Below are 13,906 nucleotides of genomic sequence, written 5' to 3'. Positions count from 1 at the left end.
GCCTGTCTGACGATTCCCGCCTGCCTCGCGACGCCATGCACGCACTCTCGCCGCACCGGGCGCAGAGCCGAGTACATCCCGTACGAGGCTCTACCCCCGGCACGCCGAGAGCACGCACCTGACACCGCGAGACCGCCCTGCGGGCGACGACGCGAATCGTCAGACAGGCCCTAACGGGCGAACCAGCACCGGATCGTCGTGCCCTCGTCCCCGGTGTGCACCCGCACCAGGTCGGCGATCAGATTGACCAGCAGCAGCCCCCGCCCGCCGCGCTGGTCGCGGGAGGCCGGCCGGCGTCCGGCGAGCGGATCGGTGAGCCGCCCCCCGTCACGCACCTCGCACAGCACGTGGCCGCCCTCGGCCCAGATCCGCAGCACGCCCGCACCGCCGCCGTGCAGCACACTGTTCGTGGTCAGCTCGGCCGTGGCGAGGGCCAGGTCCTCCAGGGTGATGCCGGTGAGGCCGAGCCGGCGTCCCTCCTCGGTCGCGGCATGCCGGGCCGAGGGCAGCGACTCGGCCGCGAACGGCACGGTCATGGCGTCCGCCACCAGCGGCAACGGCTCGTTGTAGCGGGCGACCACCGCGTCGGGGGCGTAGGCCTCGCTGTCCCGCACCGTGCGTGAGCCGGCGGGGATGACGGTGGGGTGGGTGGCGTACGCGTCGGCGAGGACGTGCCCGGGCAGGCGCACGGCGTCGTAGGGGCACAGGATGGTGACCGTACGCCCCTGGAAAGCGGCGTTGATCAGCGCCTCGTGCTGGACGCAGGCGGGGTACTCGGCCGCCGAGCGGCCGGCCCAGATCGGCTCGCCGATGATCCTGACCCGCTGTCCGGCCGGGCAGGTGTCGGCGAAGGCGCGCAGCACACCGGGGATGATCCGGCCCGGGTTGCGGCCGGCCTCCCGCATGTCGAGGAGCCGGACGGCGTCGGCGTCGGCGCCGAGCGCGTCCCTGATCAGCCGCAGCCGGTCACCGGGCACGGCGACCGCGACGGGTTCACCGGCCGCGAGTCCCTCGCGCACGAAGGAGACGGTGCCGTCCAGGTACTCCCCCTCGTCCCGGTAGAAGAGGGCGGGGTGGACGAAGTGCTCCTGGACGGTTTCCAGGGGTTCGGCCGCTGCGCTCATGACGTCGCCACCTCGATCGCCGGCAGGTGGGGCCAGAGCATCTTCAGCACCCGGCGCAGGGCCGGCGGCGGCCGGCGCACCACGAAGCGGCGGCCGTCCTCGAGCCGCTCGGCGGCGGCCACGAGCGCGCCCGCGCCCGCGACGTCGACGAACGTCACCTCGGACAGCTCCAGGTAGTACACCGACTCACCTCCGCGCACCGCCTGCTCCAGCACGCGTTCCCAGATCGAATGGGTGGCCAGGCCGATCTCACCGGCCACACGGACACCCCCGCACCCCTCCAGCGGGCGCACCGTCAGAGACGGCCCGGAAACTCCGGGCCCCGGCGTCCGATGCCGAGTGTCCGACACCCGTCTCCTCACACTCCCGGGGCCGTGCCTACCCCGTCGGTTCCCGGCCACTCCCCGGCCCGGTGTGTAGTACGCCGCGCGGTGGGCAGGCGCATCCGCAACGGAGCCGAGACCTTGGGCAGCCTACATGCCCGGTGGCGTCGGCGGCCGAACTCCCCCGAACCGCTCCGACTGCCCGCGAACGCCCCGACCATCCACGAGCACCGACAAGGCGGTGACATGACCTCCGCGGCATCGTTCCCCTTCCCGGGAAGGCTGAACACCTTGGTCATCGGCGGTCGTACGGACGCGGACAGAGCGCTGCTCACGCCGCGTGGTGAGCTGGTCCGCGGGTGCGCGGACATCTTGGCCGAAAGGCTTGCGCGGCTGCCCGCCGGCACGGCCCGGGTCGACCTGGACATGAGCGGTGTGTACTTCATGGACACGGCGGGCCTGGAGTTCCTGGAGGTGCTGCGCGATCACGGCCGGCGGCGGTCGATGCCGGTCACGGCCACACGCTGGAACGGTCAGCCGCGCCGCATCCTGGAACTCGCCGGCCTCGACACCACGGACCCGTTGCGCGCCCCGGCACCGGACGGTGCTCCGGCACCGGCCTCCTCGGCGGTGGCGCTGGAGCGGGAGGAGCGGCTGCGCAAGCTCCAGGAGGAGGTCGAGCAACTGCGGCGGGCGATCGCCTCCCGCCCGGTCATCGACCAGGCCCGCGGCATCCTGATGGCCACCTACGGCTGCACCTCGGACGAGGCCTGGCACATCCTCCGGGAGGCCTCGCAGACGTCCAACACCAAGCTCCGCGCGGTCGCCGAGGCCCTCACGTCCTCCGCGCAGGCGCGGGGCACTCCCCTGCCCGCGGAGGTCCGTGCGGCCCTGGCCCGGGCCCTCGCCCGCCGCTCGTCACGGTGACCCCGGCCCGCGCGGGGGTACCCGGCGGGGCGAGGCCCCGTGATCAGGGAGGAACACGATGAGCGAGCACACTCCGTCCCAGGCCGAGGGCGACAGGGACGACAGCGAGTGGACCACCCCGGACGTACCGCACACGACCCCCTCCCAGGCAGAGGGCGAGCGCGACCCGGCGGACGCCCCCACCCCGGCGGACGACGACGCCGTGGGCGGCTGAACCCCGCCCGCGCCGCCGGCCGTCCGACTTCGGGCCGGGCCGCCGTGATGCCCGCCCCGCGCGTTACGGCAGGCTCGCGCAGAGCGGGACATCCGGCAGCCGATTGTCCGGATGGCTGATGTAGATGTTGGAGATGTATCCGCCGTACTGGGGAAGGTAGGCCCACCAGTCGTTGGTGTACGGCGGGACGGAGACCGTCTGGCCCTTCTTCTGGCAGCCCACCAGTACCTCCACGCCGGCGGGCAGCCGGGTCAGCACGTTGTTCCCGAGAACCGGTGCGCTGCGGACGTTCACGAGCGAACTCCACGTCCCGTACCACTGTCCGGCGGGCGCCACGCCGCCGGGAACATCCAGTGAGCGGGTCAGCCGGCCCAGGTCGGTGAAGGCCTTGCCGTAGGACGTGCCGTTCGGGTGCAGCGTGAAGACCGCCACGATGGAGCGGTCACCGGCGCCGACCGTGCCGGTGGAGTGCAGGGCCGGACGCGTCAGGTCGACGTCCGCGGTGGCGGTGGACCCGGGCCCGGTCCCGTCCGCCGCCGCGTCCGCCCGGTTCGGGGCCGCACTCGGGGGGCCGCAGGTGCCGTCCGGGTAGGAGGAGCCCGCCCAGCCCTGCTTCACGGCCCACGGACGGTCGAAGGCGGCGGCGATACCGAAGTGCTGGTCGAACGTGTCCGACGCGCAGCGGGTCGACCGACGCAGGTTGCCCATGATGAAGTCGCGTACGGGCGCGGGTGCCCTTTCCAGGACATAGCGGTAGATCGTCACCGTGTCACGGGCCGACATGGCGGTGTAGCCCCAGAAGTCCTGGTCGACGGGGGGCGCCGTGTCGCTCAGACCGAGCCGGCTCACCATACGGGTGACGATCGAGGCATAGCCGTTGGCCGACCAGTAGTGATCGGCCGCCTCGTCGTCGCTGCTCCGCAGCATCGGTTCCAGCCTTGCCCGGTCGGCGGCGGGGACGCTGTAGTCGGGACCCCGGTTCCACAGGAAGTCGAGAGTGATCAGCAGCTTGACGATCGAGGCCGACCGGAATGGCGCGCTCGCGTTCACCTGCTCGGTGAAGCCGCCGGTCTGCCGGTCGAAGACGGCGACCCCGGCCGTGACGCCGGCGGGCACCTCGGCACTCGGTGCCGCGACGGACGAGGTGTCCGCGGGTCGATCCGGTGCGGCCGCCGCGGCAGGGGGGAGTGCGGCGCCGGCGACGATCAGGGAGAGTAACGCCGCGATCGCGGCGAGCGAGGTTCTGTGTCCACCACCCGTGGTGGCTCTGGATAAGGGAAAACGGCGCATATCGTCATCAGCCTTCGAGGTGAGAGGGCAGGGCTCCGAGGAGTCACGGCGCACGCCGTCGTGCGGGGAGCGCCGTCGTACCCGTGCCAGGTCCGAAGTCGTGCTCACGCATCGCTGTGGGTCTCGTGGGCGGGACGCCGGACGCGTCCTTCGCTCCCGTCCGGCCCCGCACCGCAGCTTGCCGACCCCCGGGTGAATCCGCGCCCCCTTTCGGTCTGGGCCGAATCCCGGTGGCGAGGGCACCTCGACGCGAGGCCGGGCACACGCCTCCCCCGGGGCCGTAGGCCCTCACGGCCGGTGCGGGGCGCTCCCCCTGCGCGGAGGACCGGGCCGCGTCACCAGCCGTGCGCGGCCATGGCGGCGGCCGCGGCCGCCCGCACCGCTTGTACGCCCGGACGGTCCCGGTGCTGGGCCAGCCAGCCGAGGGCCGACGTCGACGGGGACAGATCCGCCACGTCGACGTACCGCACCCCCGGGCGGGGGAACAGGTCCCGGGCTGCCGCCGGCAGGAAGCACACGCCTTCCCCCCGGGCCACGGCGAGAAGCAGCCCTTCCATGTCGGAGACCACGGGGCCGTAGCGCACGGGCGTGCCGTCCGGGCGCGGGTCCACCGCCCAGAAGTCCCACCAGAGCCGGGGCACCTGAGGGGGGACGTCCACGAAGGCGCGGTCGGTGAGGTCCACGAGGCGCAGTTCGGCCCGGTCCGCCAGGGGGTCGGCGGCCGCCAGGCAGGCGACACGGGGTTCCGAGGCCAGTTCCAGCAGCTCGATGGCCGGCGGCACCGGCGGCCTGAGGAAGGCGACATCGACGTCGCCGGAGAGCAACTGCGCAAGGTGTTCCGTGAAGTTGAGGCTGCGTATCTCCACGGTGATCCGGGGGTGGCGGGTGCGAAGGCGCTCGAGGATCGCGTGGGTGTAGGGCATCGCCGCCTCCGCGCCGATCGTCCCGACCACCACGTGCCCGGCGAGGGTGCGGGCCCACTGGTCGGCGCGGACGCGCAGCCGGCCCATCGCCTCCACCGTGGCGCGCGCCTCCGTCGTCAGGGCACTGCCCGCATCCGTGAGGAACACCGTGCGGCTGTCCCGTGAGAACAGCGGGACGCCCAGCCGCCTCTCCAGATCCCGTATCTGCCGGCTCAGCGCCGACTGGGTCATGTGCAGCCGCGCCGCAGCCCTGCCGAAGTGCAGTTCCTCGCTCAGCGCCAGGAACGACCGCAGTTGATGAATGCTCGGTTCCGCCGATCCCAGCGCATCAGGCACAGCAGACATCCTCCACCTGCGGCCATAGCAACCACTGCATCGATCAGTCGTATTTTCTCATCACTCGCCTCCCTGACAAACGCGTTGTTCCCGTATTGACTCGGAGAAGGCCACTTTGCCGACCGGACCGACCGCCGGGGACGGGCAGGGTGGCCGCAGCCGTGGAGCGAGGGGGAGACGGGGATGAGGACACGTCTGCTTTCAGGCGCGCACCATCTGCTGCCCGCCGGCTTTCCCGCGGCCGGCTTCTCCGCCGCCGCGTCGGTGCCCGTGTTCGTGCCGGCCGCACCACCGGGCCGCGTCGGCGGCGCCGAGCCCGGCACGGCGGTGGCACCGGCAGGAACGCCGCCCGGCACCCGCGCAGACCCGGCCCGTCGCGGCAAGGGCCCCTGGGCGGCCCGCACCGGGGGCACCGTCCCGCCTCGGTGACGGCCGCCGACGGAACGGCCGTCGGCCCCACTTCCCGGTTCACGGCTTCCTCTTCCGCGCGTCCGCGACCGGCGGGCGCGCCGCCACGCCCGCCCCCGAGGCGACGAACGCCGCGGTCCGCACCGGCAGTTCGGCTCCCTCACCCGCGGCAGGTGTCCCGCGTCGCCCGGAGCACACCTGCCGGACAGCGCGTCCACAGCGACCGACAGCGATCACCACACGGGGAGACAAGGTGCTGCGCATTCATTTCACGGACGGGGACCTGGCCCGCGTCCACCTCGCCCGGGAGCCGGATCCGGTCTGGGAAACCCTGTTGAGCCTGCACCAGCTGACCGTGCCACGGCGCGGCCTGCCGGTCTTCGCCCCGTGGCGGCGCGACGCCCTCGCCCGGCTGGCCGGGGATCACCTGGCGGGTCCGGTCCGGATGCTCTCCGCCCTGGCCCCCGCCTCGGCGGGCTACTGGCCCGACTTCCTGACTCCCGGCGCCTCGGCCGACGGCCTGGAGGCCGCGCTGGAGGCACTGCACGCCACCCCCGGTCCCCGGTTGCACCAGGAGATGAACCGGCTGGCCGGCACCCACCCGCTGCCGCGCTGGGCCCACGGCCTCGCCCGGGGCGAACGGGACCGGCTGGAGGAGGTCGCGACGGCCTTCCGGCTGGTGCACCGCACGATCATCACGCCCGACTGGACCGGAACGGCCAGGACCACCGAGGCCGACCGGGCCCTGCGGACGCGCGTGCTGCGCGATCGCGGCGTCCACGGACTGCTGGACTCCTTCCGCCCGCTGATGGACTGGCGGCCGCCCGTGCTGCACGTGCGCTACCCGGAGGACCGGGACCTGCACCTCGGCGGACGCGGCGTGCGGCTGATCCCCTCGCACTTCTGCTGGAACACTCCGATCGCCCTGGCCGATCCCACCCTGCCGCAGGTCCTGGCCTACCCCGTCGCCCATCCCCCGGCCTGGGCACCGGCGGCCACCCGCGACCGCCGTCCCGAGGCACTGGCCACCCTGCTCGGCCGGACCCGCGCACGCGTCCTGACCGCCCTGGACACCACCGCGACCACCACGGAACTCGCCCGGCGCCTGAACATCTCCGTATCCTCGGCCAGTGAGCACATCACCGCGCTGAGAGAGGTCGACCTCGCGCACAGCCAACGCGCGGGCACCCAGGTCATCCACACCCTCACCCCGCTGGGCACCGCGCTCCTGCGCGGCGAACTGCCGCCCCACGCCCCGTCCCTCTGAACCCGCGCACCCGTTCGCGGGACCACGAGCGGCGCCCGCCCCCGTCCGGTCGGGACAGGGGCGGGCGCCGTGGTGCGCGCGCGTCCGCGGTCACGGCCGCAGGACGACCGAGTTGATCGGCGTGAAGTCGATGCGTATGCCCGACCCGCCCTGGAGCGTGTGGAAGCAGTTCGTGCCGTTGTAGCCGTAGCAGAGGTCGACCTTGCCGTTGTCGTACTGGTTGTTGAGGATCCAGTGCATCCCGTACTGGTTGCTCAGGTTGTAGGCCCCGTAGGCCACGAACTCATGCGTCTTCGTGGTCGGCGGGTCCTGGTTCTCGGGATAGACGCAGGCCGCCCCGTACGAGCAGCCGGCCCACGGCGTGCCGTCGGCGGCCTGGGCCGTGGCGGTCGAGCCGACCGTCATCACGGCCGCGGCCACGGTCGCGACCGCGGCCGCCGCGGCGGCGCGAAACATCTTGCGCATGCGGATCTTCTCCCCTGTGTATGGATCTGCTGGGCGCGAGAGGCCGTCCGATCCGGCCCCGCGTCGCATCCTGCCGACCCGCGGGGGGAGCCCGCGCCCCCTTTCGGTCCGGGCCGAAACCCCCAGGTCCGGGGCACGACGGTGCGGCAGTGTCCGACCAGGGGATCGATAACGTCCGCGGGGTGGTGCCGACCACACCGGAGGGGGGAGTGAGCGGGTCGGGGCCGCCGCATCGGCCCGGCGACGGTGACCGTCGCGTTGCCGTACGGGGAAACGCTTCCTGCGCCCGAGGAGTCTGGGTGGGGCGGGTGGGACTCGAACCCACGGCCGACGGATTATGAGTCCGCTGCTCTAACCGGCTGAGCTACCGCCCCATAGCGGCGTGTCGCGTACAGGTGTGCGCGCCGTCTGCCGCAGCATAGCCGCTCATACGATCTCCTGCTTCGGATGGTCGGCTGCGTACGGCCCTCGTGACCATGGAGACTTCGCCGAGCCCCGCACGGTTCCCCCGCACATGAAAAAGGACCCCTGTGGGGTCCTCGTTCAGCATGCTCCCCCGACTGGACTCGAACCAGTAACCTGCCGGTTAACAGCCGGCTGCTCTGCCAATTGAGCTACGGAGGACCGAGCTCCCCCGACTGGACTCGAACCAGTAACCTGCCGGTTAACAGCCGGCTGCTCTGCCAATTGAGCTACGGAGGAATGCCTCGTTGCATCGAACGCACCCGCCTGGGTATTCGCCAGGGGGCGCGCGCTCGCTGCGACACATACATTAGCGCAAGCAGGGGGGTGCTCCGCCAATCGGTACTCCTCGGCGCTGTCGCCGCACCGGATACCTACGCAGACTGGAACAACGGGAAGGGTGGCCGCCATGCGTTACCGGCTCACGTTCGTCGCCGGAGTCGTCCTGGGTTACGTGCTGGGCACGAAAGCCGGGCGCGAGCGCTACGAGCAGTTGAAGAGGTCCGCGCAGCAGTTCTCGCAGAATCCCGCCGTCCGCAACACCGCGGAGAGCGCGGCGCAGCAGGGCCGCGAGTTCGCGGACAAGGCCTACCACGTGGTGAGCGACAAGGTCGGCGACCGCATGCCCGACTCGGTCGCCCAGCGCGTGCGCACCCTGCGCGAACGCACCGCCCACGGCCCGGCGGAGGACGACTGGGGCACCAGCAACACGTAAGGACACCTGTCCACACACCGGTCTCAACGGCGCCCACGCCCCACCCACCCCTCCCCATGCGGCAAAATCGGGCGCATGGGGATAGTCGCCGGGCTGGACAGTGCGCCCGATTTCACTCGCATCGTCGTCTGCGACACGGACACCGGAGCCGTGCTCAGGCAGGGGTACGCCCACCATCCGGCGCAGGGCCCCGACGGCGGACCTCGTTCCTCCGACGTCGACCCGCAGGCCTGGCTGCTGTCGCTGGGCGAGGCGGCGGGCGGCGGGCTGCTGGAGAGCGTGCAGGCCATCGGGGTGTCCGCGCAGCAGAACGCGCTGGTGCCGCTGGACTCGCAGGGCAACACGGTGCGGCCCGCCATGGTCGGCGGCGACAAGCGGGCGCAGGTCGCGGCGGCCGATCTGGTCGACGCGCTCGGCGGGCGGGAGGCGTGGGCGCAGGCCGTGGGCTGTGTGCCGGGGGCCGCCCAGCCGGTGACCAAGCTGCGCTGGTTGGCCCGTAACGAGCCGGAGAACGCCGCGCGCACCGCCGTACTGCTCCAGGCGCACGACTGGCTGGTGTGGCAGTTGCTGGGCCGGCCGGTGCGGCGGACCACCGACCGGGGCGGCGCCTCCGGCACCGGGTACTGGGCGGCGGCCACCGGTGGCTACCGGCCCGATCTGGTGGAGCTGGCGCTCGGTCACCAGGCGATGCTGCCCGAGGTGATCGGCCCGTCGGACGCGGCCGGTACGACGCCGGAGGGGCTGCTGATCTCCGCCGGTACGGGCGAGACGATGGCGGCGGCGTTCGGACTCGGGATCGGGCTGGGCGACGCGGTGGTGTCGCTGGGCGCGTCCGGGTCCGTGATGGCCGTGCACCCCGAGGCGCTGGTCGACCAGCACGGGATGATCACCTCGCTGGCCGACGCGACCGGCATGCACCTGCCCGTCGTCACCACCCTGAACGCCGTACGCGCCCTGCGCGGGACCGCGGAACTGCTCGGGCTGCCCGATCTGGAGAGCCTGTCCGAGCTGGCGATGAAGTCGACGCCGGGGGCGCACGGGCTGGTGCTGCTGCCGTATCTGGAGGGTGAGCGCACCCCGAATCTGCCGCACACCGCCGGGACGCTGGCGGGGCTGAGGCGCGAGTCGATGAAGCCGGAACATCTGGCGCGGGCCGCGTTCGAGGGGATGCTGTGCGGGCTCGCGGACGCGCTGGACGTGCTGCGCGGCCGGGGCGTGGACGTGCGGCGGGTCTTTCTGCTCGGTCCGGCGGCGGAGCTGCCCGCCGTGCAGGCGGCGGCGCCCGCGCTGTTCGGGGCGCAGGTGGTGGTGCCGCAGCCCGCGGACTACGCGGCGATCGGCGCGGCCCGGCAGGCCGCCTGGGCGCTCGGGGTGTCGCAGGGCACCCTCGATCCGCGCAACCCGCCGGTCTGGCAGGGTCCGGTGGCGCAGGTGCTGGATCCCGGCGAGGAGCTGGCGGTGGGGCAGGCGGTGCGTCAGCAGTACGTATCGGTGCGTGAGCAGACGCATCCGGGGGCCTTCCGCGGATAGCACGGCCGGCCGATTAATTCGGTTGAGGTAACGCGGGTGGAGTGTCCGACGATGGGGGCCACGGGCAACCGAACGCCCCCGCCGACCACCCGAGAGATTCAGCGTGCTCATACGACTTCTGCGGACCTTTCTCAGGCCCTACAAGAGACCCATCGTCCTGCTGGTGCTGCTGCAGTTACTGCAGACCTGCGCCACCCTCTACCTGCCCACGCTCAACGCGGACATCATCGACAGCGGCGTCGTCCAAGGTGACACGGGTTACATCCTGAGCTACGGCGCCCTGATGATCGGCATCTCGCTGGCCCAGGTCGTGTGCAACATCGGTGCCGTGTACTACGGCGCCCGGACCGCCTCGGCGCTGGGACGGGATCTGCGGGCCACCGTCTTCGACCGGGTCCAGTCGTTCTCCGCGCGTGAGGTGGGTCACTTCGGCGCGCCCTCGCTGATCACCCGTACGACGAACGACGTCCAGCAGGTGCAGATGCTGGTCCTGATGACGTTCACCCTGATGGTGTCGGCGCCCATCATGTGTGTGGGCGGCATCGTGATGGCGCTCGGGCTGGACGTCCCGCTGTCCGGGGTGCTGGTCGCGGTGGTGCCGGTGCTGGGGATCTGCGTGACGCTGATCGTGCGGAGGCTCCGTCCGCTGTTCCGGACCATGCAGGAGCGGCTCGACACGGTGAACCGGGTGCTGCGGGAGCAGATCACCGGCAACCGGGTGATCCGCGCGTTCGTGCGCGACACGTACGAGCAGGGACGGTTCCGTAAGTCGAACACCGAGCTGACCGACGTCTCGCTGGGCACCGGCAATCTGCTCGCGCTGATGTTCCCGGTGGTCATGACGGTGGTGAACCTGTCGTCGATCGCGGTGGTGTGGTTCGGCGCGCACCGGATCGACAGCGGCGGGATGCAGATCGGTGATCTGACCGCGTTCCTCGCCTATCTGATGCAGATCGTCATGTCCGTGATGATGGCCACCTTCATGTTCATGATGGTGCCGCGCGCCGAGGTGTGCGCCGAGCGCATCCAGGAGGTGCTGGACACCTCGTCGAGCGTCGTGCCGCCCGTCGCGCCCGTCACCGAGCTGCGCCGGCACGGTCATCTGGAGCTCAGGGGCGCGGGCTTCCGCTACCCGGGCGCCGAGGAGCCGGTGCTGAGGGCGGTCGATCTGGTGGCGCGGCCGGGGGAGGTCACCGCCGTGATCGGTTCGACCGGCAGCGGCAAGTCCACGCTGCTCGGGCTGGTCCCGCGGCTGTTCGACGCGACCGAGGGGCAGGTGCTCGTGGACGGCGTGCCCGTGGCGGACGTCGACCCGGCGCTGCTGGCGAAGACGGTCGGGCTGGTCCCGCAGCGGCCGTATCTGTTCGCGGGCACGGTGGCGACCAATCTGCGCTACGGCAATCCGGACGCCACGGACGAGGAACTGTGGCACGCGCTGGAGGTGGCGCAGGGCAAGGACTTCGTCGAGCGGCTGGAAGGCGGCCTCGACGCGCCGATCGCCCAGGGCGGGACGAACGTCTCCGGCGGTCAGCGCCAGCGCCTGGCGATCGCCCGGACGCTGGTGCAGCGTCCGGAGATCTATCTCTTCGACGACTCCTTCTCCGCGCTCGACTACGCCACCGACGCGGCCCTGCGCGCCGCGCTCGGGCGGGAGACGGCCGAGGCGACGGTGGTGATCGTCGCCCAGCGGGTGGCGACCATCCGGGACGCCGACCGGATCGTGGTCCTGGACGAGGGCCGCGTCGTCGGCACCGGCCGGCACCACGAGCTGATGGCGGACAACGAGACCTACCGGGAGATCGTGCTCTCCCAGCTGACGGAAGCGGAGGCTGCCTGATGGCGGGTCCCGGAGGACGGATGATGGCCGGGGGCGGCCCCGACCAGCGCACGATCGACTTCAAGGGGTCGAGCAAACGGCTCATCGCCCGCTTCACGCCGGAACGCCTGACGATCTACGGGCTGCTGGCCTGTGTCGTGCTGAGCGTGGGGCTCAGCGTGATCGGGCCGAAGATCCTCGGCCGGGCGACCGATCTGGTCTTCGCGGGCATCGTCGGACGCGAGATGCCGGAGGGCGCCACCAAGGAGCAGGTGCTCGACTCGATGCGGGAGCGGGGCGACGGCGATGTCGCCGACATGCTCCGCAGCACCGACTTCACCCCCGGCGAGGGCATCGACTTCACGGCGGTGGGGAACGTCCTGCTGTTCGCGCTGGCGGTGTTCGCGGTCGCCGGTCTGCTGATGGCGGTGGCGACGCGGCTGGTGAACCGGGCCGTGAACCGCACCATGTTCCGGATGCGCGAGGACGTGCAGACGAAGCTGTCGCGGCTGCCGCTGTCGTACTTCGACAAGCGGCAGCGCGGTGAGGTGCTGAGCCGCGCCACCAACGACATCGACAACATCGGGCAGACGCTCCAGCAGTCGATGGGCCAGCTGATCAACTCGCTGCTCACCATCATCGGTGTGCTCGCGATGATGTTCTACGTCTCGTGGATCCTCGCGCTGGTCGCGCTGGTGACCGTACCGCTGTCGTTCGTCGTCGCCACGCGCGTGGGCAAGCGGTCGCAGCCGCACTTCGTGCAGCAGTGGCGGACCACCGGCACGCTCAACGCGCACATCGAGGAGATGTACACCGGGCACACCCTGGTGAAGGTGTTCGGGCGGCAGGAGGAGTCGGCCGGCAAGTTCGCCGAGGAGAACGAGGCGCTGTACGAGGCCGGGTTCAAGGCGCAGTTCAACAGCGGCATCATGCAGCCGCTGATGTTCTTCGTGTCCAACATCAACTATGTGCTGGTCGCCGTCGTCGGGGGTCTGCGGGTCGCGTCGGGCTCGCTGTCCATCGGTGACGTGCAGGCGTTCATCCAGTACTCGCGGCAGTTCTCGATGCCGCTGACCCAGGTCGCCTCGATGGCGAACCTGGTGCAGTCCGGTGTCGCCTCGGCCGAGCGGGTCTTCGAACTGCTGGACGCGGAGGAGCAGGAGGCGGACCCGGAGCCGGCGGAGAAGCCGCGGGAGCTGCGCGGGCGGGTGGCGCTGGAGCGTGTGTCGTTCCGGTACGACCCCGAGAAGCCGCTGATCGAGGACCTGTCGCTGACGGTCGAACCGGGCCGGACGGTGGCCATCGTCGGCCCGACCGGCGCCGGCAAGACGACGCTGGTGAACCTGCTGATGCGGTTCTACGAGGTGTCCGGCGGGCGCATCACGCTCGACGGGGTGGACATCGCGCGTATGTCCCGGGACGACCTGCGGGCCGGGATCGGCATGGTGCTCCAGGACACCTGGCTGTTCGGCGGCACCATCGCGGAGAACATCGCGTACGGGGCGTCCCGTGAGGTCACCCGGGAGGAGATCGAGGAGGCGGCGCGGGCGGCGCACGCCGACCGGTTCGTCCGTACGCTGCCCGACGGGTACGACACGGTGCTCGATGACGAGGGCAGCGGGGTCAGCGCGGGTGAGAAGCAGCTGATCACCATCGCGCGGGCGTTCCTGTCCGACCCGGTGATCCTGGTGCTGGACGAGGCGACGAGTTCCGTGGACACACGCACGGAGGTGCTGATCCAGAAGGCGATGGCGCGGCTGGCGCACGGGCGTACGTCGTTCGTCATCGCGCACCGGTTGTCGACGATCCGGGACGCGGACACGATCCTGGTCATGGAGAACGGGGCCATCGTGGAGCAGGGCGCGCACGAGAAGCTGCTGGCGGCGGACGGGGCGTACGCCCGCCTGTACAAGGCCCAGTTCGCGCAGGCGGTGGCGGAGGTCGACTAGGCCTGTCTGACAATGCCCGCCTGCCTCGCGACGCCATGCGGGCACTCTCGCCGCACCGGGCGCAGAGCCGAGTACATCCCGTACGAGGCTCTACGCCCGGCACGCCGAGAGCACGCACCTGACGCCGCGAGGCCGCCCTGCGGGCGACGACGCGAAT

At 71.7% G+C, this 13,906-nt stretch carries 13 protein-coding genes and 3 tRNA genes; 8 read left to right on the top strand and 8 right to left on the bottom strand.

The annotated features are described in order from the left end of the window. Positions 1 to 170: 170 nt before the first annotated feature. Positions 171 to 1,124: an anti-sigma factor RsbA family regulatory protein gene (locus tag IE178_RS02680; RefSeq protein ID WP_193511136.1), complete on the bottom strand. Its 954-nt coding sequence runs from the start codon at positions 1,122 to 1,124 to the stop codon at positions 171 to 173. Next, a complete protein-coding gene (locus IE178_RS02675; protein WP_318279802.1) occupies positions 1,121 to 1,417 on the bottom strand; it encodes an STAS domain-containing protein in 297 nt (98 codons plus the stop codon). The genes IE178_RS02680 and IE178_RS02675 overlap by 4 nt, the downstream gene beginning before the upstream one ends. A gap of 276 nt (positions 1,418 to 1,693) precedes the next feature. Here IE178_RS02675 and IE178_RS02670 point away from each other — a divergent pair, with 276 nt between their 5' ends. After that, entirely contained in the window at positions 1,694 to 2,374 is a 681-nt protein-coding gene (locus IE178_RS02670; protein WP_193511134.1) for an ANTAR domain-containing protein, read from the top strand. Positions 2,375 to 2,432: 58 nt separating this feature from the next. Next, positions 2,433 to 2,588 carry a hypothetical protein gene (locus IE178_RS02665; protein ID WP_184760744.1) on the top strand — a complete coding sequence of 52 codons (156 nt, stop codon included), beginning with the start codon at positions 2,433 to 2,435 and terminating at the stop codon, positions 2,586 to 2,588. Positions 2,589 to 2,651: 63 nt separating this feature from the next. Here the strand turns inward: IE178_RS02665 and IE178_RS02660 are convergent, their stop codons facing one another. Then, positions 2,652 to 3,704: a hypothetical protein gene (locus IE178_RS02660; protein WP_438874340.1), complete on the bottom strand. Its 1,053-nt coding sequence runs from the start codon at positions 3,702 to 3,704 to the stop codon at positions 2,652 to 2,654. Between the two features lie 509 nt (positions 3,705 to 4,213). Beyond that, a complete protein-coding gene (locus tag IE178_RS02655) occupies positions 4,214 to 5,146 on the bottom strand; it encodes a LysR family transcriptional regulator (protein ID WP_184760742.1) in 933 nt (310 codons plus the stop codon). Between the two features lie 174 nt (positions 5,147 to 5,320). Between IE178_RS02655 and IE178_RS02650 the strand changes: the two genes are divergently transcribed. Beyond that, complete coding sequence (locus tag IE178_RS02650) at positions 5,321 to 5,566, top strand: hypothetical protein (protein ID WP_193511132.1); 246 nt, start codon at positions 5,321 to 5,323, stop codon at positions 5,564 to 5,566. A gap of 232 nt (positions 5,567 to 5,798) precedes the next feature. Beyond that, positions 5,799 to 6,812, top strand: a complete 1,014-nt coding sequence (locus IE178_RS02645) for a helix-turn-helix domain-containing protein (RefSeq protein WP_193511131.1) — start codon at positions 5,799 to 5,801, stop codon at positions 6,810 to 6,812. A 90-nt stretch (positions 6,813 to 6,902) separates the two neighbouring features. On the opposite strand, the gene IE178_RS02640 is transcribed toward IE178_RS02645, so the two are convergent. The 4 genes from IE178_RS02640 to IE178_RS02625 all read right to left on the bottom strand — a co-directional run bounded on the left by IE178_RS02640 (position 6,903) and on the right by IE178_RS02625 (position 7,979). Further along, on the bottom strand, positions 6,903 to 7,277 hold the full coding sequence (locus IE178_RS02640) for a hypothetical protein (protein ID WP_193511130.1): 375 nt from the start codon (positions 7,275 to 7,277) through the stop codon (positions 6,903 to 6,905). A gap of 300 nt (positions 7,278 to 7,577) precedes the next feature. After that, positions 7,578 to 7,651, bottom strand: a tRNA-Ile gene (locus tag IE178_RS02635). A 177-nt stretch (positions 7,652 to 7,828) separates the two neighbouring features. Further along, positions 7,829 to 7,901: transfer RNA gene (locus tag IE178_RS02630), tRNA-Asn, on the bottom strand. A gap of 5 nt (positions 7,902 to 7,906) precedes the next feature. Then, a tRNA-Asn gene (locus IE178_RS02625) sits at positions 7,907 to 7,979 on the bottom strand. Positions 7,980 to 8,148: 169 nt separating this feature from the next. Between IE178_RS02625 and IE178_RS02620 the strand changes: the two genes are divergently transcribed. The 4 genes from IE178_RS02620 (at position 8,149) to IE178_RS02605 (ending at position 13,749) form a co-directional block, all read left to right on the top strand. Then, on the top strand, positions 8,149 to 8,454 hold the full coding sequence (locus tag IE178_RS02620; RefSeq protein WP_184760738.1) for a YtxH domain-containing protein: 306 nt from the start codon (positions 8,149 to 8,151) through the stop codon (positions 8,452 to 8,454). Between the two features lie 75 nt (positions 8,455 to 8,529). Next, positions 8,530 to 9,984 carry an FGGY family carbohydrate kinase gene (locus IE178_RS02615; protein ID WP_184760737.1) on the top strand — a complete coding sequence of 485 codons (1,455 nt, stop codon included), beginning with the start codon at positions 8,530 to 8,532 and terminating at the stop codon, positions 9,982 to 9,984. A 103-nt stretch (positions 9,985 to 10,087) separates the two neighbouring features. Beyond that, a complete protein-coding gene (locus IE178_RS02610) occupies positions 10,088 to 11,821 on the top strand; it encodes an ABC transporter ATP-binding protein (protein ID WP_193511129.1) in 1,734 nt (577 codons plus the stop codon). Further along, a complete protein-coding gene (locus IE178_RS02605; RefSeq protein WP_193511128.1) occupies positions 11,821 to 13,749 on the top strand; it encodes an ABC transporter ATP-binding protein in 1,929 nt (642 codons plus the stop codon). The genes IE178_RS02610 and IE178_RS02605 overlap by 1 nt, the downstream gene beginning before the upstream one ends. The last annotated feature ends 157 nt before the right edge of the window (positions 13,750 to 13,906 follow it).

The organism is Streptomyces griseoloalbus (assembly GCA_014650015.1).
Classification (GTDB): domain Bacteria; phylum Actinomycetota; class Actinomycetes; order Streptomycetales; family Streptomycetaceae; genus Streptomyces; species Streptomyces griseoloalbus.
Note: the sequence above shows the minus strand (reverse complement) of the source record. Positions and strands in the feature narration are given on the sequence as shown.